Origin of the sequence: Desmonostoc muscorum LEGE 12446, from assembly GCF_015207005.2 — a bacterium.
Lineage (GTDB): Bacteria > Cyanobacteriota > Cyanobacteriia > Cyanobacteriales > Nostocaceae > Nostoc > Nostoc muscorum.
On sequence record NZ_JADEXS020000001.1, the window covers coordinates 6,931,430 to 6,954,053 of the forward strand.

23 protein-coding genes and 1 pseudogene are annotated in these 22,624 nt (G+C 42.1%); 11 read left to right on the forward strand and 13 right to left on the reverse strand.

What is annotated here, in order from left to right:
• Positions 1–29 precede the first annotated feature (29 nt).
• Positions 30–383, reverse strand: a complete 354-nt coding sequence (locus IQ276_RS28795) for a hypothetical protein (RefSeq protein ID WP_193913891.1) — start codon at positions 381–383, stop codon at positions 30–32.
• 388 nt (positions 384–771) lie between these two features.
• Between IQ276_RS28795 and IQ276_RS28800 the strand changes: the two genes are divergently transcribed.
• The 3 genes from IQ276_RS28800 (at position 772) to IQ276_RS28810 (ending at position 3,870) form a co-directional block, all read left to right on the forward strand.
• Positions 772–963 carry a hypothetical protein gene (locus IQ276_RS28800; RefSeq protein ID WP_190882527.1) on the forward strand — a complete coding sequence of 64 codons (192 nt, stop codon included), beginning with the start codon at positions 772–774 and terminating at the stop codon, positions 961–963.
• Positions 964–1,300: 337 nt separating this feature from the next.
• A complete protein-coding gene (locus tag IQ276_RS28805; protein ID WP_193913897.1) occupies positions 1,301–2,884 on the forward strand; it encodes a DUF1565 domain-containing protein in 1,584 nt (527 codons plus the stop codon).
• A 254-nt stretch (positions 2,885–3,138) separates the two neighbouring features.
• Entirely contained in the window at positions 3,139–3,870 is a 732-nt protein-coding gene (locus tag IQ276_RS28810) for a hypothetical protein (RefSeq protein WP_228042814.1), read from the forward strand.
• A 493-nt stretch (positions 3,871–4,363) separates the two neighbouring features.
• Here IQ276_RS28810 and IQ276_RS28815 read toward each other — a convergent pair whose 3' ends face one another.
• Positions 4,364–6,439 carry a tetratricopeptide repeat protein gene (locus tag IQ276_RS28815; RefSeq protein WP_193913895.1) on the reverse strand — a complete coding sequence of 692 codons (2,076 nt, stop codon included), beginning with the start codon at positions 6,437–6,439 and terminating at the stop codon, positions 4,364–4,366.
• Positions 6,440–6,844: 405 nt separating this feature from the next.
• Between IQ276_RS28815 and IQ276_RS28820 the strand changes: the two genes are divergently transcribed.
• Positions 6,845–7,105: a hypothetical protein gene (locus IQ276_RS28820; protein ID WP_073640843.1), complete on the forward strand. Its 261-nt coding sequence runs from the start codon at positions 6,845–6,847 to the stop codon at positions 7,103–7,105.
• Positions 7,106–7,321: 216 nt separating this feature from the next.
• Positions 7,322–7,981, forward strand: a complete 660-nt coding sequence (locus IQ276_RS28825) for a class I SAM-dependent methyltransferase (RefSeq protein ID WP_193920671.1) — start codon at positions 7,322–7,324, stop codon at positions 7,979–7,981.
• Positions 7,982–8,020: 39 nt separating this feature from the next.
• Here the strand turns inward: IQ276_RS28825 and IQ276_RS28830 are convergent, their stop codons facing one another.
• The 3 genes from IQ276_RS28830 to IQ276_RS28840 form a co-directional block, all read right to left on the reverse strand.
• The gene (locus IQ276_RS28830) at positions 8,021–8,539 is read right to left on the reverse strand and encodes a hypothetical protein (RefSeq protein ID WP_193920669.1); all 519 of its coding nucleotides are present in this window, start codon (positions 8,537–8,539) and stop codon (positions 8,021–8,023) included.
• 217 nt (positions 8,540–8,756) lie between these two features.
• The gene (locus IQ276_RS28835) at positions 8,757–9,716 is read right to left on the reverse strand and encodes a 1-aminocyclopropane-1-carboxylate deaminase/D-cysteine desulfhydrase (protein WP_193920667.1); all 960 of its coding nucleotides are present in this window, start codon (positions 9,714–9,716) and stop codon (positions 8,757–8,759) included.
• A gap of 187 nt (positions 9,717–9,903) precedes the next feature.
• Positions 9,904–10,818: an FTR1 family iron permease gene (locus IQ276_RS28840; RefSeq protein WP_193920666.1), complete on the reverse strand. Its 915-nt coding sequence runs from the start codon at positions 10,816–10,818 to the stop codon at positions 9,904–9,906.
• A 47-nt stretch (positions 10,819–10,865) separates the two neighbouring features.
• Between IQ276_RS28840 and IQ276_RS40390 the strand changes: the two genes are divergently transcribed.
• A complete protein-coding gene (locus tag IQ276_RS40390; protein ID WP_255264358.1) occupies positions 10,866–10,991 on the forward strand; it encodes a hypothetical protein in 126 nt (41 codons plus the stop codon).
• Positions 10,992–11,280: 289 nt separating this feature from the next.
• Here the strand turns inward: IQ276_RS40390 and IQ276_RS28845 are convergent, their stop codons facing one another.
• From IQ276_RS28845 to IQ276_RS28865, 5 genes are all read right to left on the reverse strand, one after another.
• Positions 11,281–11,883, reverse strand: coding sequence for a cytochrome c oxidase subunit 3 (locus IQ276_RS28845; RefSeq protein WP_193920664.1), 603 nt, complete (start codon positions 11,881–11,883; stop codon positions 11,281–11,283).
• A gap of 83 nt (positions 11,884–11,966) precedes the next feature.
• Entirely contained in the window at positions 11,967–13,628 is a 1,662-nt protein-coding gene (ctaD, locus tag IQ276_RS28850) for a cytochrome c oxidase subunit I (protein WP_193920662.1), read from the reverse strand.
• Between the two features lie 71 nt (positions 13,629–13,699).
• Positions 13,700–14,626, reverse strand: coding sequence for a cytochrome c oxidase subunit II (locus tag IQ276_RS28855; protein WP_190882414.1), 927 nt, complete (start codon positions 14,624–14,626; stop codon positions 13,700–13,702).
• A gap of 74 nt (positions 14,627–14,700) precedes the next feature.
• Complete coding sequence (locus IQ276_RS28860; RefSeq protein ID WP_190882413.1) at positions 14,701–15,318, reverse strand: DUF2231 domain-containing protein; 618 nt, start codon at positions 15,316–15,318, stop codon at positions 14,701–14,703.
• On the reverse strand, positions 15,315–15,815 hold the full coding sequence (locus tag IQ276_RS28865) for a DUF2231 domain-containing protein (protein WP_190882412.1): 501 nt from the start codon (positions 15,813–15,815) through the stop codon (positions 15,315–15,317). The genes IQ276_RS28860 and IQ276_RS28865 overlap by 4 nt, the downstream gene beginning before the upstream one ends.
• Positions 15,816–15,939: 124 nt before the next feature.
• Between IQ276_RS28865 and IQ276_RS28870 the strand changes: the two genes are divergently transcribed.
• From IQ276_RS28870 to IQ276_RS28885, 4 genes and pseudogenes are all read left to right on the forward strand, one after another.
• Complete coding sequence (locus IQ276_RS28870; protein WP_235116057.1) at positions 15,940–16,086, forward strand: hypothetical protein; 147 nt, start codon at positions 15,940–15,942, stop codon at positions 16,084–16,086.
• Between the two features lie 479 nt (positions 16,087–16,565).
• The gene (locus IQ276_RS28875; RefSeq protein WP_235116058.1) at positions 16,566–16,721 is read left to right on the forward strand and encodes a hypothetical protein; all 156 of its coding nucleotides are present in this window, start codon (positions 16,566–16,568) and stop codon (positions 16,719–16,721) included.
• A gap of 4 nt (positions 16,722–16,725) precedes the next feature.
• Positions 16,726–17,298 (forward strand): chemotaxis protein CheB, encoded by a 573-nt coding sequence (locus IQ276_RS28880; protein WP_193922299.1) that lies wholly within the window; start codon positions 16,726–16,728, stop codon positions 17,296–17,298.
• 4 nt (positions 17,299–17,302) lie between these two features.
• Positions 17,303–17,560: pseudogene (locus tag IQ276_RS28885) on the forward strand (response regulator); the annotation flags it as partial.
• A gap of 94 nt (positions 17,561–17,654) precedes the next feature.
• On the opposite strand, the gene IQ276_RS28890 reads toward IQ276_RS28885, so the two are convergent.
• A complete protein-coding gene (locus tag IQ276_RS28890) occupies positions 17,655–19,196 on the reverse strand; it encodes a group II intron reverse transcriptase/maturase (protein WP_193925511.1) in 1,542 nt (513 codons plus the stop codon).
• Positions 19,197–19,313: 117 nt separating this feature from the next.
• A complete protein-coding gene (locus IQ276_RS28895) occupies positions 19,314–19,484 on the reverse strand; it encodes a hypothetical protein (RefSeq protein WP_221706943.1) in 171 nt (56 codons plus the stop codon).
• A 165-nt stretch (positions 19,485–19,649) separates the two neighbouring features.
• On the opposite strand from IQ276_RS28895, the gene IQ276_RS28900 reads away from it, so the two are divergent.
• Positions 19,650–21,656 (forward strand): PAS domain-containing hybrid sensor histidine kinase/response regulator, encoded by a 2,007-nt coding sequence (locus IQ276_RS28900; protein ID WP_235116059.1) that lies wholly within the window; start codon positions 19,650–19,652, stop codon positions 21,654–21,656.
• Positions 21,657–21,823: 167 nt separating this feature from the next.
• Here the strand turns inward: IQ276_RS28900 and IQ276_RS28905 are convergent, their stop codons facing one another.
• Positions 21,824–22,189, reverse strand: a complete 366-nt coding sequence (locus IQ276_RS28905; protein ID WP_193925583.1) for a DUF2237 family protein — start codon at positions 22,187–22,189, stop codon at positions 21,824–21,826.
• Positions 22,190–22,624: the final 435 nt, after the last annotated feature.

The window sequence follows — 22,624 nt, forward strand, 5'->3', positions numbered from 1 at the left end:
AGAGACGTTGCATTGCAACGTCTTTATTCTTACACCAAAGAATCATCTTCAGAATTACGATTTTGCAAAACATCAAGAATGCGGCGATTTTCTGTTTGTAAACCGCGAACTTCTGATTGCATTTGCAACATATCCACTCGCATTTCTTGCATATCCGCTCGCATTTCTTGCATATCAGTACGGATGTCTCTAAGTTCTGTGAAAATAGTGTTAATGCTACTATTAGTAGATTCAAAATTACGCTGCATAGTCTCAAAATTACGCTGTATAGTCTCAAAATTATGTTGATGGTGCGTCACAGTCTCCAAAAGGGCGCTGACTGCTAGACGCATATCAATTAGTTGGTCTTCTATACGATTGATGCGATTTTTATCTTCGGTCATTTTGACTACTTACACCTAAATAATCATACTTTGATTGTATGTGAAATTGACTTTCACTTGCAGTCAGAAGAATTTATGTTTTGCAAATATTGATTATTTTTCGTAATATTAACAGTCTAGAAATTCATAATTTTGGGATGGCGATCGCTCTGATTTCTATTGACAAAAATCTTTGCAAAAAATGAATCACCTGTAGAGGTGTATAGCCATACGCCCCTAGCTATGTAATTAATGTTTAGAGCATTCCTAGTATTTCTAAAGCTGTATCCAAATGCCATTTAACTCGGTAGAGTCCAAATAGCTTTTCTTGACTGTAGCGTGCTGGATACTCTACCTACTGGTTGAATACCGTACTGAATCAAGCATATTATATTTACTTTTCTCAATAATGCCCAACCCTAAAGGTAACCCAGAAAATTTAAAACCACTTAAGTCTGATAGAGAAGAACCATTGACGCAAAATCTTAATTTTCGAGTCACTGAAAAAATGAAGGAAGAAGTTAAAGCCAAGGATGACCCGCCAGAGTTTTGCCGTCGTGCTATCCAAGAAGCGCTAGATAAGGATAAAAACAAGGGGTAGCTGACTCTTGGACTAAAGTCGTAACGCACCCTTATATCTGAGAAGCAGGCGCAAAGGCGGCGCACCACCCGCTACGAATCAAACAAACACTTTCTTTCCCCATTCCCCACTCCCTACTCCCCACTCCCCATATTTCTTCAGAGAACTGTTAGACCGCCAAGACGAGAACTCAGAATGTTGCATGAGAGTCTATAACTTTTGTGTACACGTTATCTGCTTGGAAGAAAGGGTAAAGCAGATACATTTTCTACACACAAGGATACTACTTTGACAAAGTTTGCTACAAGTAGTGTTATTTATGATTGTCATAATTAAAACAACTGACTCTCAATCATCAATGGTGAACTCTACCCTTGTTCTCACACTCTATGTCAACCCCATAACAGGGAATGATATTAATATCGGTTCTCGGTTAAGCCCGTTCAAAAGCCTCACCCGTGCTTTAAAAGTAACTAAAATCCCGACAATCATTCATTTAGAATCTGGGACTTACAGCGTCGCTGGTGGGGAGGCATTTCCCCTAGTGATCCGTGGAGGAGTGAAGATTGTAGGTAATGAAGCTGACAAAGGAGCAGGGATTGTAATTTCTGGGAGTGGCGAGTATCAAAGTCCCAGCTTTGGAATGCAAAATATCGCCCTGCTGTTGTTAGAAAATGCCAGCCTTTTAGGTGTAACTGTCACCAATTCCTCAGCAAAAGGTACTGGTGTCTGGATTGAGTCGGCTGCACCTACTTTAGCCAACAATACTTTCAGTAACTGTGGACGGGAAGGTGTGTTTACCACTGGCGCTGCTAAACCGACAATTTTAGATAATGTATTTGTGCAAAATAGTGCCAGTGGGTTAGTGATGGCAGGCCATAGCCAGGGCGAAGTATTGGGGAATGTATTTCAAAGAAATCCTTTGGGGATAGCAATTAGTGACTTTGCAGCTCCAGCGATCGCCAATAACAAATTATCAGAAAATCGCACGGCGATCGCACTTTCTCGCAACGCCCACCCGGTACTGCGTAGAAATCTCATTGCCCAAAACTCCCAAGGCGGTCTGTTTGTCAATGGTAATGCAGTTCCGGATTTAGGTAGTACCGAAGATCCCGGTCACAATATATTTCGTGATAATAATGAATTTGATTTACACAATGTCACTACACAAAAGGTTGTTTCTGTAAGTAATCAGTTGAATCCTCGTCTTGTCAAGGGCTTGGTGGAATTGATTGCTCTTAAAGAGGACGCTCTTACACGGGGATACGGGGACACGGTGAAAGAGGACGCGGGGACGCTCTTACACGGGGACACAGGGACACGGGAGGCGGGGAATTTATTACAAATACTCTCCACGTCTTTTCAAGTAGATGACCATTGGGCAGAACCATTTATTCAGGCATTGGTGAGTATGGATTTAACTCCCGATTTTGCTGATGGTAGCTACCAGCCAGATAAACCCATGACTCGCGCTGAATATGCGGCTTTAGTAGCGGTTGCTTTTAAACCAACTGCTAAACGCCCAGCACCGGATTTTGTAGATGTATCCCAGGATTTTTGGGCGTATAATGCCATCCAAATTACGGCTAGGGGTGGCTTTGTTAGCGGATTTAACGATCGCACTTTCCGCCCCCATCAAAATGTGCAACGGCTACAGGTGATTGTCTCTCTAGTTAATGGACTGGGACTACCACAGGCTGATAACAATGTTTTAGAAGTGTATGGCGATCGCCATAGGATTCCCGACTATGCCCAAAAAGCTGTTGCTACTGCAACACATAAAAGAATAGTTGTCAACTATCCAGACCCGACACTGCTTGCACCCTCACGTCCGGCAACATGCGCGGAAGTTGCAGCGATGGTTTATCAGGCATTAGTCGCCATTGGGCGAACACCTGCGATTGAATCAGTGAACAGCGAACAGTTAGTGGGGGATTTATAGGGTTTGGAGTTTGGATACAATGCATGGGTAGGGGCACACAGCTGTGTGCCCCTACTGCTGTGAACACTGTTTCGTAAAAAAGATAACCGTTAAATCACTCTATAGACTCTTGCATCTGGGAAGTTGACAAGTAGAATAGGAAACACTGCCTATGGACTTGACAACTCTGGGAAAAAAACCATGTAGTTAAAAGCACGATAGGCTATATGCGATGGGTGAAAAATCTAGACCTATTGCCAAAAGCTAACAGCCCCATGTTAACAACACTTCCAGACACCTCTGCCAATTTGGCGATCGCGTTATTAATTCACTATAGTTTTGATCTCAGTGGGTATAGTGCCAATGAGCTAGTTGAACGTTGGCAAACGCAATACCCACTGAATTGGCTACACCTGGCAGTGATTGAAGCCCTATATCAAGGTCGTTATAAAGCGGTTTCTGTGCAGCAAATCTTAGTATTTTGGCAGCGTCGGGATCAGGCTACATATCATTTCAACATGGAATTTGAACGAATGATTTGTAGCAAGTTTCCCCAAAGCCTAACCTCATTGGCTGCACCAGCCCTACCGCCAGCCAAGAAAAAGTCCGCTTTTGAGAAAGTAACAAAACTTCAATTACCACCTGGGAAAGCTAGTAATGGTCATCAAAAAAGTAATACTACAACTCTACAACTGAACGGTTACAAACAAAAGACATCTTTAGGTGAAGAAGAAGACAAGCAGGAAGTTAGGGACAATAAAAGCGCCCTCAAGTCTACCACTGCTGGTGACTCAGCTTCTTTGGCAACGCTTCAGCTACCGTCTGCTGTTAACCAAAGGCAAACTTCACCAGAAAGTGGATCACCAGTCTCTCATCAACAGCCAAAACTACTACCACCTGCGGCTATTCGTCCCCCAATAGGGCAATTTACTCCAGAAAAAAGCGATCGCTCTGAGTCTTTCACGTCTAAACTCAAAGCGATGTCTGGGGAGGGGAGTAGGGAGTAGGGAATGGGGAGATGAGGGAGATGAGGGAGATGAGGGAGAATTTTATAAGTTGCTAAATCATCCGTTTATTCAGCAATACCGTTGATTTTTGTAGGACTTACGCACTGTACAAATGCATCGTGGTGTGAATTAACGATGCTCCCGGTTGTTTCAGGCTTTTTTTAATTATCGTGCGATGCCTACGGCGGTAAACTACGTAAATAGACCATGCTGTAGGGGCACAGCAATGCTGTGCCCTTACGAAAGATGTGGTTTTTAAACTCATAGGACTTACGCAAAAACTCTCTGAAACTCTTATTTCTTCTCTGCGAGACGCTGCGCGAATGTGTCCTTTGCGTCCTTCTCCCAAGGGGAGACGCTAACGCGAATGCGGTTCGTTTTTTCAGAATTTTGCGTAAGTCCTGACTTATTCATATTTAGTATTTATTGTCAATGCGTAAGTTCTATTTTGTTGGTTTTTACAGTAGATTTCAACAAGTGTAAAGTATACAAATTATTCCTGAATTCTGACTTCTGAATTCTGAATTCTGTCAGATATTCCAATTAATTGCTGAAACCGCTGATCTTTGGCAATATCGTCAAAATCTAGATCCGTTGCTGCTTCTTGTTTGTATCTACGATTAATTTCAATTGCTTGTTGAAGAGTTACTAAAGATAGTTCTATTTGTCTTTGGAGTGCGTAACAAGCTGCTTTGTTGTAATAAGCGCTGGCATAATCTGGCTTAATTTCTAATGCTTTATTAAAACTAGCGATCGCTTCGTCATCGCGTCCGAGTCTGACTAGAGTATAACCGTATTTATCCAATATTTTGGGAGAATTTGGTTGTAATTCTAGGGCTTTTTCTAAACATGTAATTGCTTCTTCATATTGTTCTAATGCTATTAGAGAAAGACCGCGATTCAACCAAGCAACTGCATCGTCAGGCTTGATTTGTGTAGCTTTATCAAATGAAGCAAAGGCTTGCTGATGCTGTTGTAAATTACCAAAAGCAACACCGCGATCGCACCAAGCTTGATGATAATCTGGTTGTATCTGAATAGCTCGGTCATAAGAGGCGATCGCATCTTTGTAGCGTTTCAATCTTCCGAGAGTTAAGCCGCGTTTTAACCAAATAACAGGGTCATCAGGTTGAATTTTAACTGCTTCGTTGTAAATGGCGATCGCATCTTCATAACGTCTTTCGGAGAACAGCGTATCTCCCTGCTTTACATACTCTTCAGCGCTGAATTCCGGTTCTTGTGGCTGTTCTTCTTTTGTTTCTTCAACTTCCTCTGGAATAGATGCAGATGTCATCTCAATCAATTCCTGAAGAATGATATCTTTTCTTTGTTGGGCATCCAATTGTAACTCAGATAGCTGCGAAACAAACTCTGTTTCTAGCTTTTCTAGCTTCTCTAAAATCAGAATCTTTTGCTGTTGAGCATTGAATTGTAATTCTGAGAATTGCGAAGTAAACTCATAACCAGATTTTTCCAAATTCTCAATGATTAACTCTTTAGATTTTTGAGCGTCTACTTGTAATTGAGATAATTGAACAGCAAACTCTGATTGCAATGCTGTTAAATTTTCAATAATTTTATTTTTTTGCTCTTGAGCATCCGTCTGTAATTCAGATAGTTGAGATTTTAATTGATTATCTAATTTTTCAACCGTGACATTTCTTTGCTGTTGAACATCTATTTCTAGCTGAGATAATTGAGCAGCAAATTCCGACTGCAATTTAATTAAACTCTCAACAATGATATCCTTTTGCTGTTGAGCATCAGATTGCCATCCAGAAAGTTGAGATGTGAACTCAGACCTCGATAATTCTAAATCAGCAACGGCTAATTCTTGCTGTTGTTGTATACCCAACTTTAAAGTAGATAGTTCTTCAGACAAACTAGATGCTAATTTTACGAGATTTTCCAGTGCTAAATCTCTTTGCTGTTGAGCCTCCAACTCTAACTTAGATAACCCAGAAGCAAATTTTAACTCCAAAGATTCTATATTTTGTTGAGACTTTTGAATTTCAGCTTCTAATCTATTTAATATCTGTGCTTTAACTAAATCTATATCAGATGTGACAACAGATAAACTTTCTGCTTGATTTTTAATTTTTTGTTGGAGAGCAGTAGTTTCCTGTTCTAAGTCATAATTTATTTTTTTAGATTCTTGAATCAGATTTTCTGCATCTTGCTTAACAGTAGTTAGCTGATTTTGTAATTTTTCTACTCCCTCTAATTGTTGCATTGCTCTATCAACAACTTCGCGGATGATGGCTCGTCGTAATAGCCAAAGTAAAGCAATGATCGCCAACGGAAATAAACTTAATATAACTAGCCAGATATTAATTAAAATAGTTGTACGGCTAAAAGCTCTCTTTAAATCAGATTGAACTTGCTTTTCGGCTCGTAATCGCGTTAATTCTTCGCGTTCCTGATTTGATAACACCGCACTAGGAGTTATTGCTGGTTTGGACAGTGGCGCGGATTGTCCACTAGCAATACTAGCAGGTAGTAGTAAAGGTAAAAAGATAATAGCGCTTTTGACAAATAAAGCGAAAATAGCTTGATTTTTGCTCTTCATAACAACCATCTCAATCTTTTGGTCAGTTCTTGAAGCGGCGTGCCTCTCTCCAATCTATAACAAAATTAAGTAGTAATCTGGTGAAATATACTAAAGGGTAGGCATTGAGTTCATCCTGTCACAGTTGATATCTCAGTAACTACTACTTTTGGGATATCTAATTTTTTACATTATCTACTGAAGATTGGGGGGTGGGGAATAGGGAGTGGGGAGTGGGGTATGGGCTAAAATTTATCGAAATAGAATAAAGGCTTGAGTCGTGAGAATTCAGTTGTGTATTAGAGTATGGTTGGCGGATAAATAAACACTGAAATACCACACCAGTTACAATTTGCCAGACTCTTAATTCTGATTTCTGGATTCTGATTTCTGAATTCTTCTTCAATAAAAAAAAGGCGGTAGGAAATGAGTCGTATCAATCCTTATACACTGCAAATGCAGATTACCCGAATGTTTGAGCAAGGACAATCATTCTTTGCCACAACCAAAGTACAGGAATGGTTGAAAGAACGTAAACACAATCCACTAGATTATGATATTATTTTCCATCAAAAACCTGCGCCTCCTGGTTCAAAACAAGTGATAGCAGTGGAAATTGAATTACGCCGTAAAGATGGACAACCTGTAGATCCCTGGTTGCAAGAACAAGCCAATCTTCATGGGTGATACAATTTTAAATTTTAGATTTTGGATTGTGCGAGAGTAAGTAAGATGTAGGGTGTGTTACGCCGGAGGCTAACGCACCCCGAATACACAAATTGATGAAAATCACCCAATCAGGTGAGTCAAGTGGGTGAAGTGCGACAAAAATAAATATTATATCTTGAGGCTATAAATGGTTACTTGGCACACCAATTTATAGCCTCAAAAATTAGGAAGTGGATGATGAGTGTAAACCAAATTTGTGGAGAACTACCAACCCAAATTTATGCGAACTTGGGTAAAAACTTTTTTGCCTGGATGATGGCTCAACGTAGCAGCGTCTATGATAAAGTTCTAGGCGATCGCAAACGCTCTCTTTTTGCCAATCTCCAAGGTAAAGTATTAGAAATTAGTCCACGAGATGGTTCTAACTTACCCTACTATCCTCAAAATATTCACTTAATAGGAATGGAGTCAGACTTAGAGATGCATTCCTATCTCCAAAAACAAGCAAAAAAACTCGGTTTAAATATCGACCTCCGCATTGGTAATGCTGAATGGCTAGATGCTGAAGATAACAGCATAGATACCGTTGTCACTACCTTACTTTTTTGCTCAGTGCCGAATATCAACTATACATTACAAGCAATTTTAAGAGTACTCAAACCAGGCGGACGCTTATTATTTATTGAACACATCGCCGCACCTCAAGGAACTTTATTGCGAAAAATGCAAAATACAATTAGTCCGATTTGGAAAATTTTAGCTGATAATTGTCATCCAGATAGAGAAACTTGGATAGCCTTAGAAAAGGCTGGTTTTACCAGCATCAATTATGAGAATTTTGAAGCTGGATTGTCGATTGTCAGTCCTCACATTATCGGCGTAGCAACAAAATGAAAAAAAATTATATTTTTTAACAAATATCTTTTGATAACATTACTTTCCCAGCAACAACACATTAATTTGTGTTGACATACTCCAAAAATGAGCTAAAAATATTTTAGATATTTCATTAAAATCAGTTAGCTCTAGACCTGGTTCCTTGCCAAGATCAAGCTTAAATCTTATTGCGTGATTAAAAAGCATTATTGCTTCGTCTAAAGTCACAATACAAGCATCGCTCATTTTTTGTTCTGTTAGAATTTGTTGAAATCTTTTTCTAGGCTTAACTCCAGAGCGATCGCACCAATATTTGAAAGTTTCGCGGCTGTATATTTTGTGAGTTTTTTTAAGAGTTTTTTTAGAAGATATATATAATTTATTTTCTAAATAACTAACAATATCCCCCCACAAAATAAACACTTTCTTATGATTTTTTAAGGAAGAGTGGGTATCAAACCATTCAAGTAGTTCGCTTCTATCTTCTTCAAAAATTTCTTTAGAAACTCCCAAAATTATTAATCGCTCTACATAATATTGAAATCGAGCATAATTACTTTGTTGTGCTGAAGCCACGTATTATACTCCTTTTTTATTTTTGATTAACTAGTTAATTGGTGTAAATATTTTACGTTGCAATTCTCTAAAGCGCAATGTATTACAGAAAAAGCGGAAATAATTTGTTTCGCGCAGAGGCGTAGAGGCGCAGAGAGTTAGAGTTAAGAATTGCTGATTTTTGTATTTGATATTTAAGTTCAGTAATACCAAAATTTCTATTTAGCTCACTAGCAACCTAGATTCTATAAACCTTCTGCAACCTTTCTTCCATACCAACATTACCCTGTAAGCCGCCTGTGTGTACCAGCAGCAAACTTTTGCCTTTAGCAAAAAATCCCTGCTGTAATAAATCCATCACTCCATAAAACATTTTTGCAGTATATACGTAATCAAGAGGTACGCCGTGCGGCTCGCTAAACTCCTGGCTGAATCGTAGCAACTCGTGATTCACCTTTGCATAGCCGCCGAAGTGATAATCACACATTAATTCCCAAGAAGCGGGAGAAGTATATGGAGTTGGTAATCCAGAGGCGAGGTAATTTGTCAATAGATTTTCGATTTCTTCTCCCAGAAAAGCGCCATTTTTCAACACAGGAAAAGCGATCGCTTTTTGTCCTTCATGCAACGAAAGCGCAATCCCAGCCAATGTTGTAGCCGTACCGCAGGCTACGCAAATATAATCAAAGGCGTAGGCGTAGCCAGCCGTAGGCATCGCTTCACTAATTATCTCTGTGCAACCCCGCACGCCGTTTAAATTATTACCGCCTTCAGGAATGATAAACACCTCGCCGAAACGCTGTCGCAGATATTCATCTAGCGTTGCTGTGTTGCGTTGTCGATACATCTGGCGCGAGAGATACACCAGTTCCATACCCTGCTGTACAGCGAAACTCAGCGTCGGATTCAGGGGTAACTTTTCTTCGCCACGAATTACGCCAATGGTATGAAATCCCAAAAGATTACCGGCTGCTGCGGTTGCATAGATGTGATTGGAATAAGCACCGCCAAAGGTAAGCAGCCTCGTGAAATTTTTCTGCTTCGCCTCCAAAAGGTTATATTTCAACTTAAACCACTTATTCCCATTAACCCACGGGTGCATAACATCAAGGCGTAGCACAGACAAATTAACACCAGCCTCACGGGCAATTTTACTGTTAATTTGTTGTACAAATGGAGGAATAAATATTAATGACATCGATCAAAATAATTCGTAATTCGTAATTCGTAATTCGTAATTCGTAATTGAATTATAGAATTAAATACGGTTCATTTAAGGCTAAACTTCTTTGTAAAAGTTAATTTTCAAACAAATTGCCAAGTAAGCAAAGAGAAGGAATAAATCCTTAACTGAACTGTATTTTTCTATAATTACGAATTACGAATTACGAATTACGAATTAATTGTGTGGGTTGGCTGAGACTGCGGAAATAAAGACCGCCTATGGTTATCCAAAAAAGGAGATACCCGACAGCTTGAACTAAATACAGTTTTTGGGTGTAGCCAAATAAAGTTTTCAGCAAAATACCAGGAAACTGCCGGTCAGGTAAGATGGTTGAGAAGTCCCAAATTTGGGGGCCTAAAAGACAAGATGTGTTTCCTTGTCCGCAAAGGCCTAAGACTTCAGGGTTAATTTGGCTAAAAGCGATCGCCGCAGCATCAACATGGCGCAGGGCAGAAATTACTAACCCAGAGACAATCAGCAGCAGTAACACGCCCATTACCTGGAAAAATCGGCTTAAATTAATTCTGATGCTCCATTTAAACAGCAGCATCCCAATGAAAACGGCGATCGCTAATCCTCCCACTGCACCCAAAACAGGTGTCAAACCTTCTTGAAATTTAGCGACGATAAACAAAGCTGTTTCTAAACCTTCACGAAACACAGCAATAAAAATTAAGCTAAAAATCGCCCAACCTGCGCTATCGTTTTCGCCCAAGGCACTTTTGACAGAACCTTCAATCTCAGCTTTGAGAAATCGTGCTTGTCGTGTCATCCAAATTAGCATCCAACTGAGCATGGCGATCGCAATTACGCCTAATCCAACCTCAAAAAGTTGCTTGAACACGGGTGCATAGAGCTGCTTAGATGTCTGCAATCCTTGTAATCCTACATGAATTAGCAAACCAAATACAAAACTCGCTAAGATACCGCCCAAAACTCCGAAGTAAACCCAACGCTGCAATTTTTGTTGCTGAGCTTGCTGTAAACAGGCGAAGACGATTCCCACAACTAAAGCGGCTTCAACGCCTTCTCTTAAGGTGATAAAAAAAGTTGGTAATGCAGCACTCCAATTCATAGGACGTTAATTAAATAATTTCAGTAACAGAGGTTTAGCGAGAGCTTTTGAGTATACTTGCTGAGTTTTCAAACAAACTCTCAGAAGTTTCTGCCAAAGTTATGCTAGCAGCGATCGCTATTAAACGCTGCTCTGAGACATTAGTACAGCAGAATTTAGAATTTAGGTTTTAGCCGCAAGATACCTATTGCATCTTTAATACTATCAATACTGGTTTTATGGCAGCCAACTTTAGCTGACTCAAACAGTGGTTTTGGCAGGAATCGAGAAGAAAAAACACCATCTATTTGGCAAAAAATAAGTGTGCTGGGGGTCTTTCACTTTGAAACCAAAACATTTCTAAGGGATTTCCAGTTAAAAAAACATCACGTCGTAGGGTAGCACAGCGGTGCTACCCTACCAAGGTATTTGTATCAACTTTAAAGTGAAATGGTATTACACACAAGATATCCCCATCAATATTTACTGCCAAACATAAATGAGGATAAACAAAATAATCCAGATGACATCGACGAAATGCCAAAACAATGAAGTTGCATTAACGCCAAAGTGACCTGTGTCGTAGTTACCAGGAATAAACGATCGCACTAAAATAATCAACTGCAACAAAATACCAGTGAAAACGTGCAAACCGTGGAAGCCTGTGAGCAAATAGAACGTGCCACCAAATACCCCTGAGGTGAAGCCAAAGTCGAGGCCATTCCATTCAATCGCTTGTCCAACCAAAAAGTAAGTTCCCATCGCCATTGTTGCTACAAGAAACAGGCGAAATTTCACTAAATCATGGCGTTGAAGGGCGCGTTCTGCTAAGTAAATCACAAAGCTACTAGCAACAAGAACTACTGTATTGATTGCCGGTTCTTTTACTTCTAGTCCAGAAACACCGACAGGTAGCCAGTTAGGAGTTGTTGTTTTGTAGATGATATATCCGGCGAAAAAACTTAGGAAAATTACACTTTCAGACAGTAAGAATACAATGAAGCCAAACATTTTGTTGCCTTCTTCATCGTGGCTATGTTCTGCTTCTGTCTGATGTAATTCATGTGAATTGATATAACTGTCCATTGGTGAAGTTTGCTTTTTGAGGGGTGAATTAGAAACGTAAAGGGAAGCCGCAGAGGGCTTCTGCGCCTTCCCGATATTTGGCGTTATTCTGGGAAGTTAGCTGTCAACGGTTCTGATTTACCGTAGCCGTAGGGTTCAGAGACAATGATGGGAATCTCTTCAAAGTTTTCTACTGAGGGTGGTGAAGAAACTAACCACTCTAGTCCAATTGCCCGCCAGGGGTTATTGGGTGCTTTCTCGCCTTGCATCCAAGAAATCACCATGTTGAAAATGAAGGGCAGGGTGGATACTCCTAAGAGAAATCCGCCGACGCTAGCGATGATATTCCAGAATGCATACTCTGGGGCGTAGGAAGCAACTCGGCGTAACATTCCTTGCAATCCTAAGGGATGCATGGGCAAAAAGTTGAGGTTGGTGCCGATGAAGGTTAACCAGAAGTGTATTTTGCCCCAACCCTCGTGGTACATCCGACCGGTCATTTTGGGGAACCAGTGATAGATGGCAGCATACAAGCCCATCGTCACGGTGCCGTAGAGGACGTAGTGGAAGTGTCCCACGACAAAGTAGGTATTGTTAACGTGGACATCCACTGGCACTGAGGAAAGCATAATCCCTGTGATGCCGGCGAAAACAAACATGATTAATCCACCCAAGGCAAACAGCATTGGGGTAGTCAACCGCAACTTACCGCCCCAAATAGTTGCCACCCAAGCAAACACTTTAATTCCCGTGGGGACAGATACAAACATCGTTGTCAGCATAAAAATCAACCGCATCCAACCAGGTGTACCGCTGACGTACATGTGGTGTACCCAAACAATACCGCTGACTACAGCAATCAAGATGGATGAAACGGCAACGACTTTGTAACCAAATAGGGGTTTACGGGCATAAACTGGGAATATTTCCGAGAAAATGCCAAAGATAGGCAAAATTATCACGTAAACGGCGGGGTGGGAGTAGAACCAGAAGTAATGCTGAAACATCACTGGATTCCCGCCCCTAGCAGGGTCGAAAAAGGCAGTGCCAGCGGTGAGGTCGAGTAGCAGCATTACTGCACCTGCTGTGAGTGCAGGTAGTCCAAATAGTTGGATAATTTGGGCGCTAAATACTGCCCAGACAAACAAGGGCATCTTGAAGAAGCCCATTCCTGGGGCACGCATTTTCACAATTGTGGTGACAAAGTTAACTGCCCCCATAATTGAAGACACACCTGACACCGCCACCGCCAGCAGCCAGAGGACTTGACCATTGATTAAGTTTCCTGTGGGATTCTGGAGACTGACTGGGGGATAAGCCCACCAGCCTGCTTGGGCTGGGCCACCAGGAATAAAGAAACTGCTCATCAAGAGAATCCCGACTACTGGCACCATCCAAAAAGCAACGGCATTGAGACGGGGAAATGCCATATCTCGCGCCCCAATCATCAAGGGCACTAGATAGTTGGCAAAACCAACCAGCGAGGGAAATGTCCACAAAAACAGCATCACGGTGCCGTGCATGGTAAACATGCCATTGTAGACAGTGCGATCGACTAAATCTGATTCGGGTGTCATTAGTTCTCCCCGAATCACCATTGCAAAGATACCGCCGACGAGAAAGAAGACAAATGAGGTAACGAGATATTGGATACCAATAACTTTATGGTCAGTGCTAAAGCTGAAGTATCGCTTCCAGTCGCCTGGAGATTCATGGTGAGAATTCTCACTGGCGATACTAATGCCGTCAATAGGAACATTAGTCATGGGTTATTTTCCTTTCAAGAAATACAGGGAATGGGGAGTGGGGAGTGGGGAGTAGGGAGGTGGGGCGTTTTTCAACCAGGAGAATTGACTAGAGGAGGTGCAGCAGGGGCTACTGTAGCCCAACCAGTTTGGACTGATTGATTGGATGTTTGAGCATATTCAGAAGCCGCCTGATTCTTGGCTGGGGATGGCTTTTGAGTTGCAGCTTGGGAAAGCCATTTTTGGTAATCTTCAGGAGATTCAACAACCACATTTGCCTGCATGGTGGCAAAATATGTGCCGCTGTATTGGGAATCGGTCAATCGGTATTGGCCGGGACGGATGGGAGTAAATTCAAAGTCGATCGCATGGTTGGGAATAATATCCTGCTTGAGGCGAAATGCAGGAATGTAAAAGCCGTGCAGAACGTCTTGTGAGTTTAGCGCTAAGCGCACCCGGCGATCGCTCGGTAAATGCAATTCAGTACTGGTGACATCTTTCTCTGGGTAATGAAATACCCACGCCCATTGTTTGGCTAATACGTCAATTTTTTCTACTGGTTCAGCTAAAGCCGTATCTGGTGAGTCTTTCGTTGCTGCATAAGCTGATTCTATTCCCAACGGATTATGCAGGTGAACTAGTTGGGACGGGCCTTGAATTCCCATTTGTTCGTAGACTTGGTAGCTGTAACCCGCAATCCAAAACACCAACAAAATTGGAATTGCTGTCCAGACAACTTCTAAGGTGACATTACCTTCAATTGCGGGGCCGTCGGTAAAGTCATCTTTAACCGCCCGATGGAAGATCACAGAATACATCAGAGTACTCGTTACTCCCAAGAAGATGAAGCTACCAAGGGTTACTAAGAAACTAATCAAATTATCAATTAGTTGGGATTCAGCTGCTGCTTGTGGAGGAAGCCAAGAGTAAGCCTGCTTGCCGATCCAGAGACTAGTAGCAGTCACCGCGATCGCACCTGTAAGCAGCGTCAAAATATTTAAAATCTTCTGGATTTTCATGGTTATTGATCGTTAGTCATTGGTCATTAGTCATTAGTCATTGGTCAAAGGACAAATGACTAATGACGACTTACTTATTTGAGTGTTGTGTTGAGGTCTTGGCCTAGTCGCAGTAATTTATCTGCTGTGTTGTGTACACCAAACTCGGCGGCTAATTGCGCTCCTAGTGTGCCGTGGATGTACATAATGAACATGATTGCTATGCCTGCGAACAGATAGATCCATTGCACTTGTCTATCTGTCTGTCTATATTCTTGTTTGCTCCAAACGAAGCGCTGCCATCCTCTCCAGATGGTCATGGCAACAATCACGGCTAATAAGAACACACCACCGACACCATGCCAGAGCATGGTTTCCATTGCCTGCAATCCCCAGGCACTTTTCACATCAGCTGGTGGTGTTGCCAACAGCATTTCGTAAAAACCTGCTCCCACTGTGAAAAATGTAATGATGCAGGAAGCGAACATGTTGTACCAGCCAACTTCAAAGAAGTTGTCACGTTCCACAGTAATTCCCAAAAATTTAAAGACCCATTTTTGGAAGGGAAACAAGACACCAACTATATCAAAGGTCATGCCAATGATAAATAAACCCAGTGTCAGATGGACTAAGTTGGGATGAATGGGAATTGTATAAGGTAGTCCGTTTGCGCCTAGTTGTCCGTTCAATTGGTCAATCAGTTCTGAGTTCATGGCAATAAACCATCCTTTACTGCTTCTACAACTGGTACTGTATGCAGTCCATACACCCACACAAGTTGATCTCCGAGATATACCTGCAAGCCAACTATTAAAGTTAAAATTAGTCCGGCTCCCAGATAATAAAACGGTACTTTTTGCGGGTTACGGCTACGAATTACATAGCGCCAAGCTGTAATCGCCGCGATGATTCCCGAAAGCGACCAACCAATCAACGTATGCAAATTCAGCACCGATTTAGCTAGGCTGTAAGGTTGTGCTAAACCGGCTTCAAACTGACCAAAAATGATGGCTACGAAAATAGCGATCGTGGCGACAAACATATTCCACCAACTCACTTCAAACAGGCGAGTTTTACCAGTGAAATAGCCAACTACATCGCAGAAGAAGGAAAACAACACCATCGCAATTACGAAGTGGACAACGATGGGGTGAATCGTATCTGGATACGGCAAATTGTGGTCATTCAAAGATGTAAAATACTCAAGCATTGTGTTCTCCTGGACATATTTACCGCATTTGAGGCTAACTTCAAAGGTTTATGGACACTCACTAACATCACCACAAGTATCCATCAATAAATGACCCGAATCTGTTCAGCAGTTATTAGTTATCATGTCAGAATTCAGAATTCAGAATTCAGGAGTCAGGAGTCAGGAGTCAGAATGGCTGGAAAATCAATGGTTTTATACCCGCTTGATTTTGTTAAAATTATTAACCTTGGTTATCCAAGCCTTATTAATTCTGAATTCTGGATTCTAAATTCTGAATTCTCAAGTTATCAGTCCCCCTTTAAAATCTTGATAACTGTTCACTGATTTAATATTTGCGCGGTGCAATATGCTTAGTCATGTCTTAGCTTTTTGTAGTCAAATCTGGTTAATTTGCCTACAGACAATACTTTTGCTGGCGATTCCTTCCTCATGCCGATAGTCTGCAACAGCAATTGTTAATGTAGCTAAACAAAATCGCTGTCGTTTGTTGATTTGCTTAACCTATCTTTTAGCTTAAGTAAATTTTTATGAATTGTCAAAAAATAAAAGATTAAAGTTTAAAAAATTATTTAACTAGCAAAAATAATGCTTTTTAAATGTATCTAAATTTGCATAATTAAAATATTATTAAACATAAAGAGGATACTTTTATGTAAAGTATTTCACATTTATAAAATATTTATTTGTAAAGGAAATGACAAAAATATATAATCTTCAGTAGTTGCGGGAGAAGTAGGGAATGGGGAGATGAGGGAGATGAGGGAGATGAGGGAGATGAGGGAGATGAGGGAGATGAGGGAGATGAGGGAGATGAGGGAGATGAGGGAGGGAGAAAAGTTTTTCCTTCTGTCCCCCAGCCTCTTCCCATGCCCAATACCCATATTCGGCGGGTATGAGGATTAAATTGGTGTCATTTAAAATTGTGGTGATTGGTACTTCATTAGGTGGATTATCAGCGCTGAAAATCATTCTCCAAAAGTTGCCAGCGGATTTTTCAGTACCGATCGCCATCGTCCAACACCGTCACAAAGAGTCGAACAAAGCACTCCAGGAATTATTACAAGAATCGATTTCCTTACCGATTCAAGAAGTAGAAGACAAAGACGAAATACTACCAAGGCATATCTACCTAGCTCCAGCAGATTATCACTTGCTCGTTGAACCAGGTCACTTTGCTCTTTCCACCGATGAGCCTGTTTCCTATGCCCGACCATCAATTGATGTATTATTTGAGTCCGCAGCCGATATCTATGGTGAGCAAGTTATCGGTATAATATTGACAGGAGCCAATCATGATGGTAAACAAGGTTTAAAAAAAATAAAAGCGCGGGGAGGAATCACTATTGTACAGGAACCCGCCACAGCAGAGAGCAGCATTATGCCAGAGGCAGCAATTTCTGCTGTTGCAGTAGACTGGATTTTGACACTCTCAGACATTGCTGACCAAATGGTCAAGCTTTGTTATTTATCACGGAAATGAACCCATGCAGATGGAACCCAAAGTAAACATCCTTCTGGTAGATGATAAACTCGAAAATTTACTCGCACTAGAGGCAATCCTAGAAAAACTAGGTGAGAATCTGGTGAGAGCTACTTCTGGGGAAGAAGCTTTAAGGTGTCTGCTGCATCAGGACTTTGCAGTGATTTTGTTGGATGTGCAAATGCCAGGGATGGATGGCTTTGAAACTGCGACTTTAATACGCAATCGCGGGCGATCGCGTCACACACCAATTATCTTTCTTGGTTGAGTCGATGGGGGATATTATTCCCCGCACCTCTCAGTTAGATCCGTGCGTACCCGTTTCCGTGTACACGGCTCCCGATGTTCTCAGCTTCTCAGCTTTCGCTTTTGCTCATGTGCTTGTAATCGTGGCAACTCTCGTGAATTGCTTCCAGATTATTTTTCTTCCAGTTGGCGTGATTTTCGTCGATGTGATGCAGATGAATCCGTTCCTCATCGATGAACTTTAAGCCGCAAGAGGCACATCTATGGTTTTGCTTCTTAAGAGCAAAAGAAGTTTCGCCGTCATAGAGCTTACTTTTGCGTTCGCTCCAGTAGGCTGTATCTCCGTCATAGGGGGATTTTGTTCCTTTAACCATGACGTGGCTACTTTCGGAGTAGGAAACTGCTGGGAATGCTTTGTCTAGTAATTTCTTGCTAGCGTAGCGATTTTTCTTGGCTTCCTTGTTGAATACCGTATAAGCTCTTTTTTTGATGTGGTATAACGAGTTTCTAGACCCGTCCATCTTGCAGAACTTATGGTAATTTCTCCAACCTCTTACTACCGGGGCTAATTTCTCAGCCTTTGTGGTAGCACCATAATTCGAGTTGTTGACGATGTGTTTTACTTTCTTACGGAATGCTTTGAAGTTGTCCACTGAGGGAATGCTTCTAAACTTTCCGTTTTTCTGGACTTTAAAGTGCCAGCCGAGGAAATCAAACCCATCTGTCGCGGCGGTAACTTTGGTTTTCTTTTGGCTTACATTCATTCCGCGTTTGCGGAGGAACTCGCTGATTTTCTCAAGTATCTCTATCGCATTATCTTCGGGTCGGAGTATAATAACCATGTCATCCGCGTATCGGATTGATGGCTCGTTGATTTGCCCGTTGGCTCTGTATCTGTGGATACTTTCAACCCCGTTGAGTGCGATGTTTGCTAATAGTGGGCTGACTACTCCCCCTTGAGGTGTACCCTGTTCGGGGAATTCTGGGTTTACTCCTGCCTTGAGGCATCGGTATATTCCGAGTTTTAAGCCTTTGGGGGCGATGAGTTCGTCCATTATTGCTGAGTGGTTAATCCTATCGAAGCATTTTTCGATATCGAGTTCTATAACTCGTTTCTCTGTTCCATTGCAGGAAGAGCGTAGGTTATTGTAGATGTACCGTTGTGCATCGTGAGCAGAGCGCCCTGTTCTGAACCCGTAGCTCCTGGCGTGGAAAGTGGCTTCGTGTGCTGGTTCTAGTGCATATTTTGCAAGGCATTGCCAAGCTCTATCCGCTATGGTTGGTATTTTAAGCATTCTGGTAGTCCCGTCCTTTTTGGGGATGGGGATTTCCCTTAGTCCTTGATGCTTCCAATTTCCACTATTCATTTTCAGTAATTCTTCAAGGTTGAAGCGTTCCTCAAATGACAGGGATTTCTTACCATCAATACCCGCCGTTTTTTTACCAGCGTTTAGCTGAGATACAAGTCTAATTGCAAGAAATCGAGCCGAGGTGGATTTAAAAATAAGCTTTTGGAGAAACCTAGCTTTCCGTTTGTCTCCAACTTGAACCGCTTTAAATACGCGCTTTTGAAGGCGGAAAAGATTTCGGCGGAATTTCTTCCACGGTAAGGCTTTCCAAGATTCACTAGTATGTCTACTGTGTCTAATCATTTTCTCTTCTAGAGTTTGTATTTTCTGAACACCTCAGACCAATTACGGTCTGTCCTACCCGAATTGTGAGAGTTCCGCTTCTCGTCTAGCCTACTTGGGGAACGAAAGCCCCAGGACTCACAAATCGTTTTTATTCGTTCCCTCGGAGAGATTGATTGTTCCGTTAGATGTAGCCAATTTGACCGTTGGATTCCCTAGACTCTTGCCGTTATTGGCGATATTACGGCGGGAATTGGCTCCAACGAAGTCAGGGATTTTAGTGTTGCGCCCTGCTCTACGATGGGTCACTTTTTGAGGCTCTGTTTCATCATAGGAACTCCCTATTAGCGCCAGTGTCAACCCGCAACGGTCGTCTGATTGCGCCCTGTTCCCAGCTTCACTCTACAAGAACCGAGCTTGTTCGGTGTGGGCAGATAAGGAGTCAATTCTGAGTCTGAATGGCAAGGCTTACACTTGCATCTGACCGAGAGTTCAGCCTTTAGTGACAGTAATCTGCTGTCGGGCTGGCTTAGTTATGTGCGGACTGACTACCGTGATTCACTAAGCAACGAATCGCACACCGCCTTCAGCACCAGCGACCAAATGCTATTTAAAGGCTATGCTTTGGGTGCAGTGGACTATTTACTCAAACCAATAGATCCCAATATCCTCACTTCTAAAGTCACAGTATTCGCAGAACTATTTAAGAAAACAGAAGCCGTCAAGCTACAAGCAGCGCAATTAGTAGCCGTTAATGCCGAACTCAGGCAAAGTGAAGAGAGATTTCGTTCCCTGAGTACCTGCTCACCAGTTGGCATTTTTGAAATTGATACAGAAGGACGTTGTAGGTATACGAATCCGCGTTATCAGACAATTTGTGGTATGAAAGCGGCAGAGAGTTTAGAAAAGAGATGGCTGGAATCTGTTCATCCTGAAGATAGAGAACGAGCGGTTGTTAGTTGGTCTGGCTACATTAATGAAGGTCGTGACTACTCCGAAGAATTTCGCTTTCAAACTACTCATGGCAATGTTCGTTGGGTTCAGGTTCGTTCATCACCCATGCTTTCCAGTCAAGGGGAATTACTGGGATATGTGGGCACCCTTGAAGATATTACTGAACGCAAGCAAGCAGAAGAAGTCCGCGCTCAAGTAATTCGAGAACAAACGGCGAGACAGGAAGCAGAAGCAGCAAATCGGATGAAAGATGAATTTCTCGCTGTCCTCTCCCACGAACTCCGCACACCCCTAACTTCGATGCTTGGCTGGTCAAAAATCCTCCGCTCTAAGAAACTTGACGAGAAAGCCACTTCCCGCGCCCTAGAGGCGATCGAGCGCAACGCTACATCTCAGATGCAACTAATTGAGGATATTTTGGATGTATCAAGGATTATCCGTGGTCAGTTGCGATTAAATGTATGTGCTGTGAATTTGAACTCGGTGATGGAGGCAGCCTTAGAAGCAGTGCGTCCCTTGGCAGAAGCAAAAGATATTCAATTAAATACTGTCTTGGATACAACGGTTGGTTCAGTTTATGGCGATCCAGCCCGTTTACAGCAAGTTGTTTGGAATCTATTAACTAACGCCATTAAATTTACACATAAAGGTGGTAGGGTAGAAGTCAGGCTGTCTACCTATTTTGGATTTTCGATTGACGATAGCCCTCTTTTAGCGAGTAATCGAGCGTCTTTGGGATTGGAATCTGAGAATGAAAACTTCAACTCTTCAAGCACTAATGAAAGCAGTAATCCAAAATCCAAAATCCAAAATCCAAAATTCCAATACGCCCAAATTCAAGTAATAGATACAGGCATTGGCATCAGTGCAGAGTTTTTGCCGAAAGTATTTGAGCGCTTCCGGCAAGCAGACAGCACCACAACACGATCGCACAATGGACTAGGACTAGGATTAGCGATCGTTCGTCACTTGGTAGAACTGCACAAAGGCACCATCTCGGCCGAAAGTCCAGGCACAGAACAGGGAGCAACCTTTACTGTGAAGCTGCCATTGCTACAAGACAATCGGGGAAACAAAGCCAGTAGAGAAGCAGCAGGAGAAATTTCTCCCCCTGAAGTCTCTACTCCCCTTGCTGGATTAAAAGTTTTAGTTGTAGATGATGAAACAGATACCCGTAACTTTCTCAGTTTTATGTTTGAGGACTATGGGGCAGTTGCCACTGCGGTGGCGTCAGTGGATGAAGCATTAGCAGTATTAGAACAAGCAAAACCAGATATCCTGATTAGCGACATCGGTATGTCAGAGCAAGATGGTTACACGCTGATTCGTAAACTGCGTTCTTTAGAACCAGAAAAAGGCGGACGCATTCCGGCGATCGCTTTAACTGCATACACGCGAGACGAAGACCGCTTGCAAGCGCTTGCAGCCGGATTTCAACAGCATCTACCTAAGCCAATTGACCCCACGAAATTAATTGGTGTGGTTGTTAATGTATTGAAACTGCCTGTAGAAGTTCCGGTGAGTTAGTGGGGAGATGGGGAGTGGGGAGTGGGGAGTGTGGGAGATGAGGGAGATTAGGGGGATGAGGGAGAGGGGGGAGACAAGGGAGAAAAATTGCTACCATGTCCCCTTTGTCCTCTTCCCATGCCCAATCCCCAATCCCCAATCCCCAATCCCCAATCCCCAATCCCCAATCAAGAAGAAGTTACGGCATGTTTTTTGAGATCGTCTAGTGAAACTACTTCCAAAGCTCTAGGATGAGTTGCTGAAAGGATTACTGGGGGAGCAACGCCGGCATCGAGGGCTTCTTGCCAGCGATAAGCACACAAGCACCAGCGATCGCCTTCTTTGAGTCCAGGAAAATTATATTCAGGAACAGGTGTACTCAGGTCATTGCCGCACGATTTGGTAAATTCAAGGAATTCTTGTGTTACTTGGGCACATATGACGTGTGACCCAAAATCCTGGCCACCTGTACGACAAAAGCCGTCCCGGTAGAACCCAGTTATGGGAGAAGTGCAGCAAACTTCTAGGTCTCCACCAATTACGTTTGAATTCATTGCTTCACTTACATGAGTATGATATTGATTTTACCAATATCAGCTCATTTGTGAAGAAGAATTCAGAATTGATAACTCAGAATTCAGTAGGAATCAGAGTCCGACTCTTTGATGAATATTAGTTTTATCCGGATCACCGCGCCTTCTTAAAACTGTTAGTTGCTTGCTATATTTTGCTCATCGGGTTGGAGATCAAAATTACTCTAAAAAATTTTCCCGAATTTTCCGGAATCAATAATACTGGAGTGGTATTACATATCAGAGCAACGATAATTATACTGAACTTTTATAACTAACCTTAGGGGAATATAGCCCCATTTTTTCAAAAGCCTGGTCATTAAAACCGGGCTTTTGATATTTAATACACAAGTTATTTATAGGACTAATATTTTATTTTTGAAAAGATACGTAGTGGCGTGGCAAGACTAAAGTAGT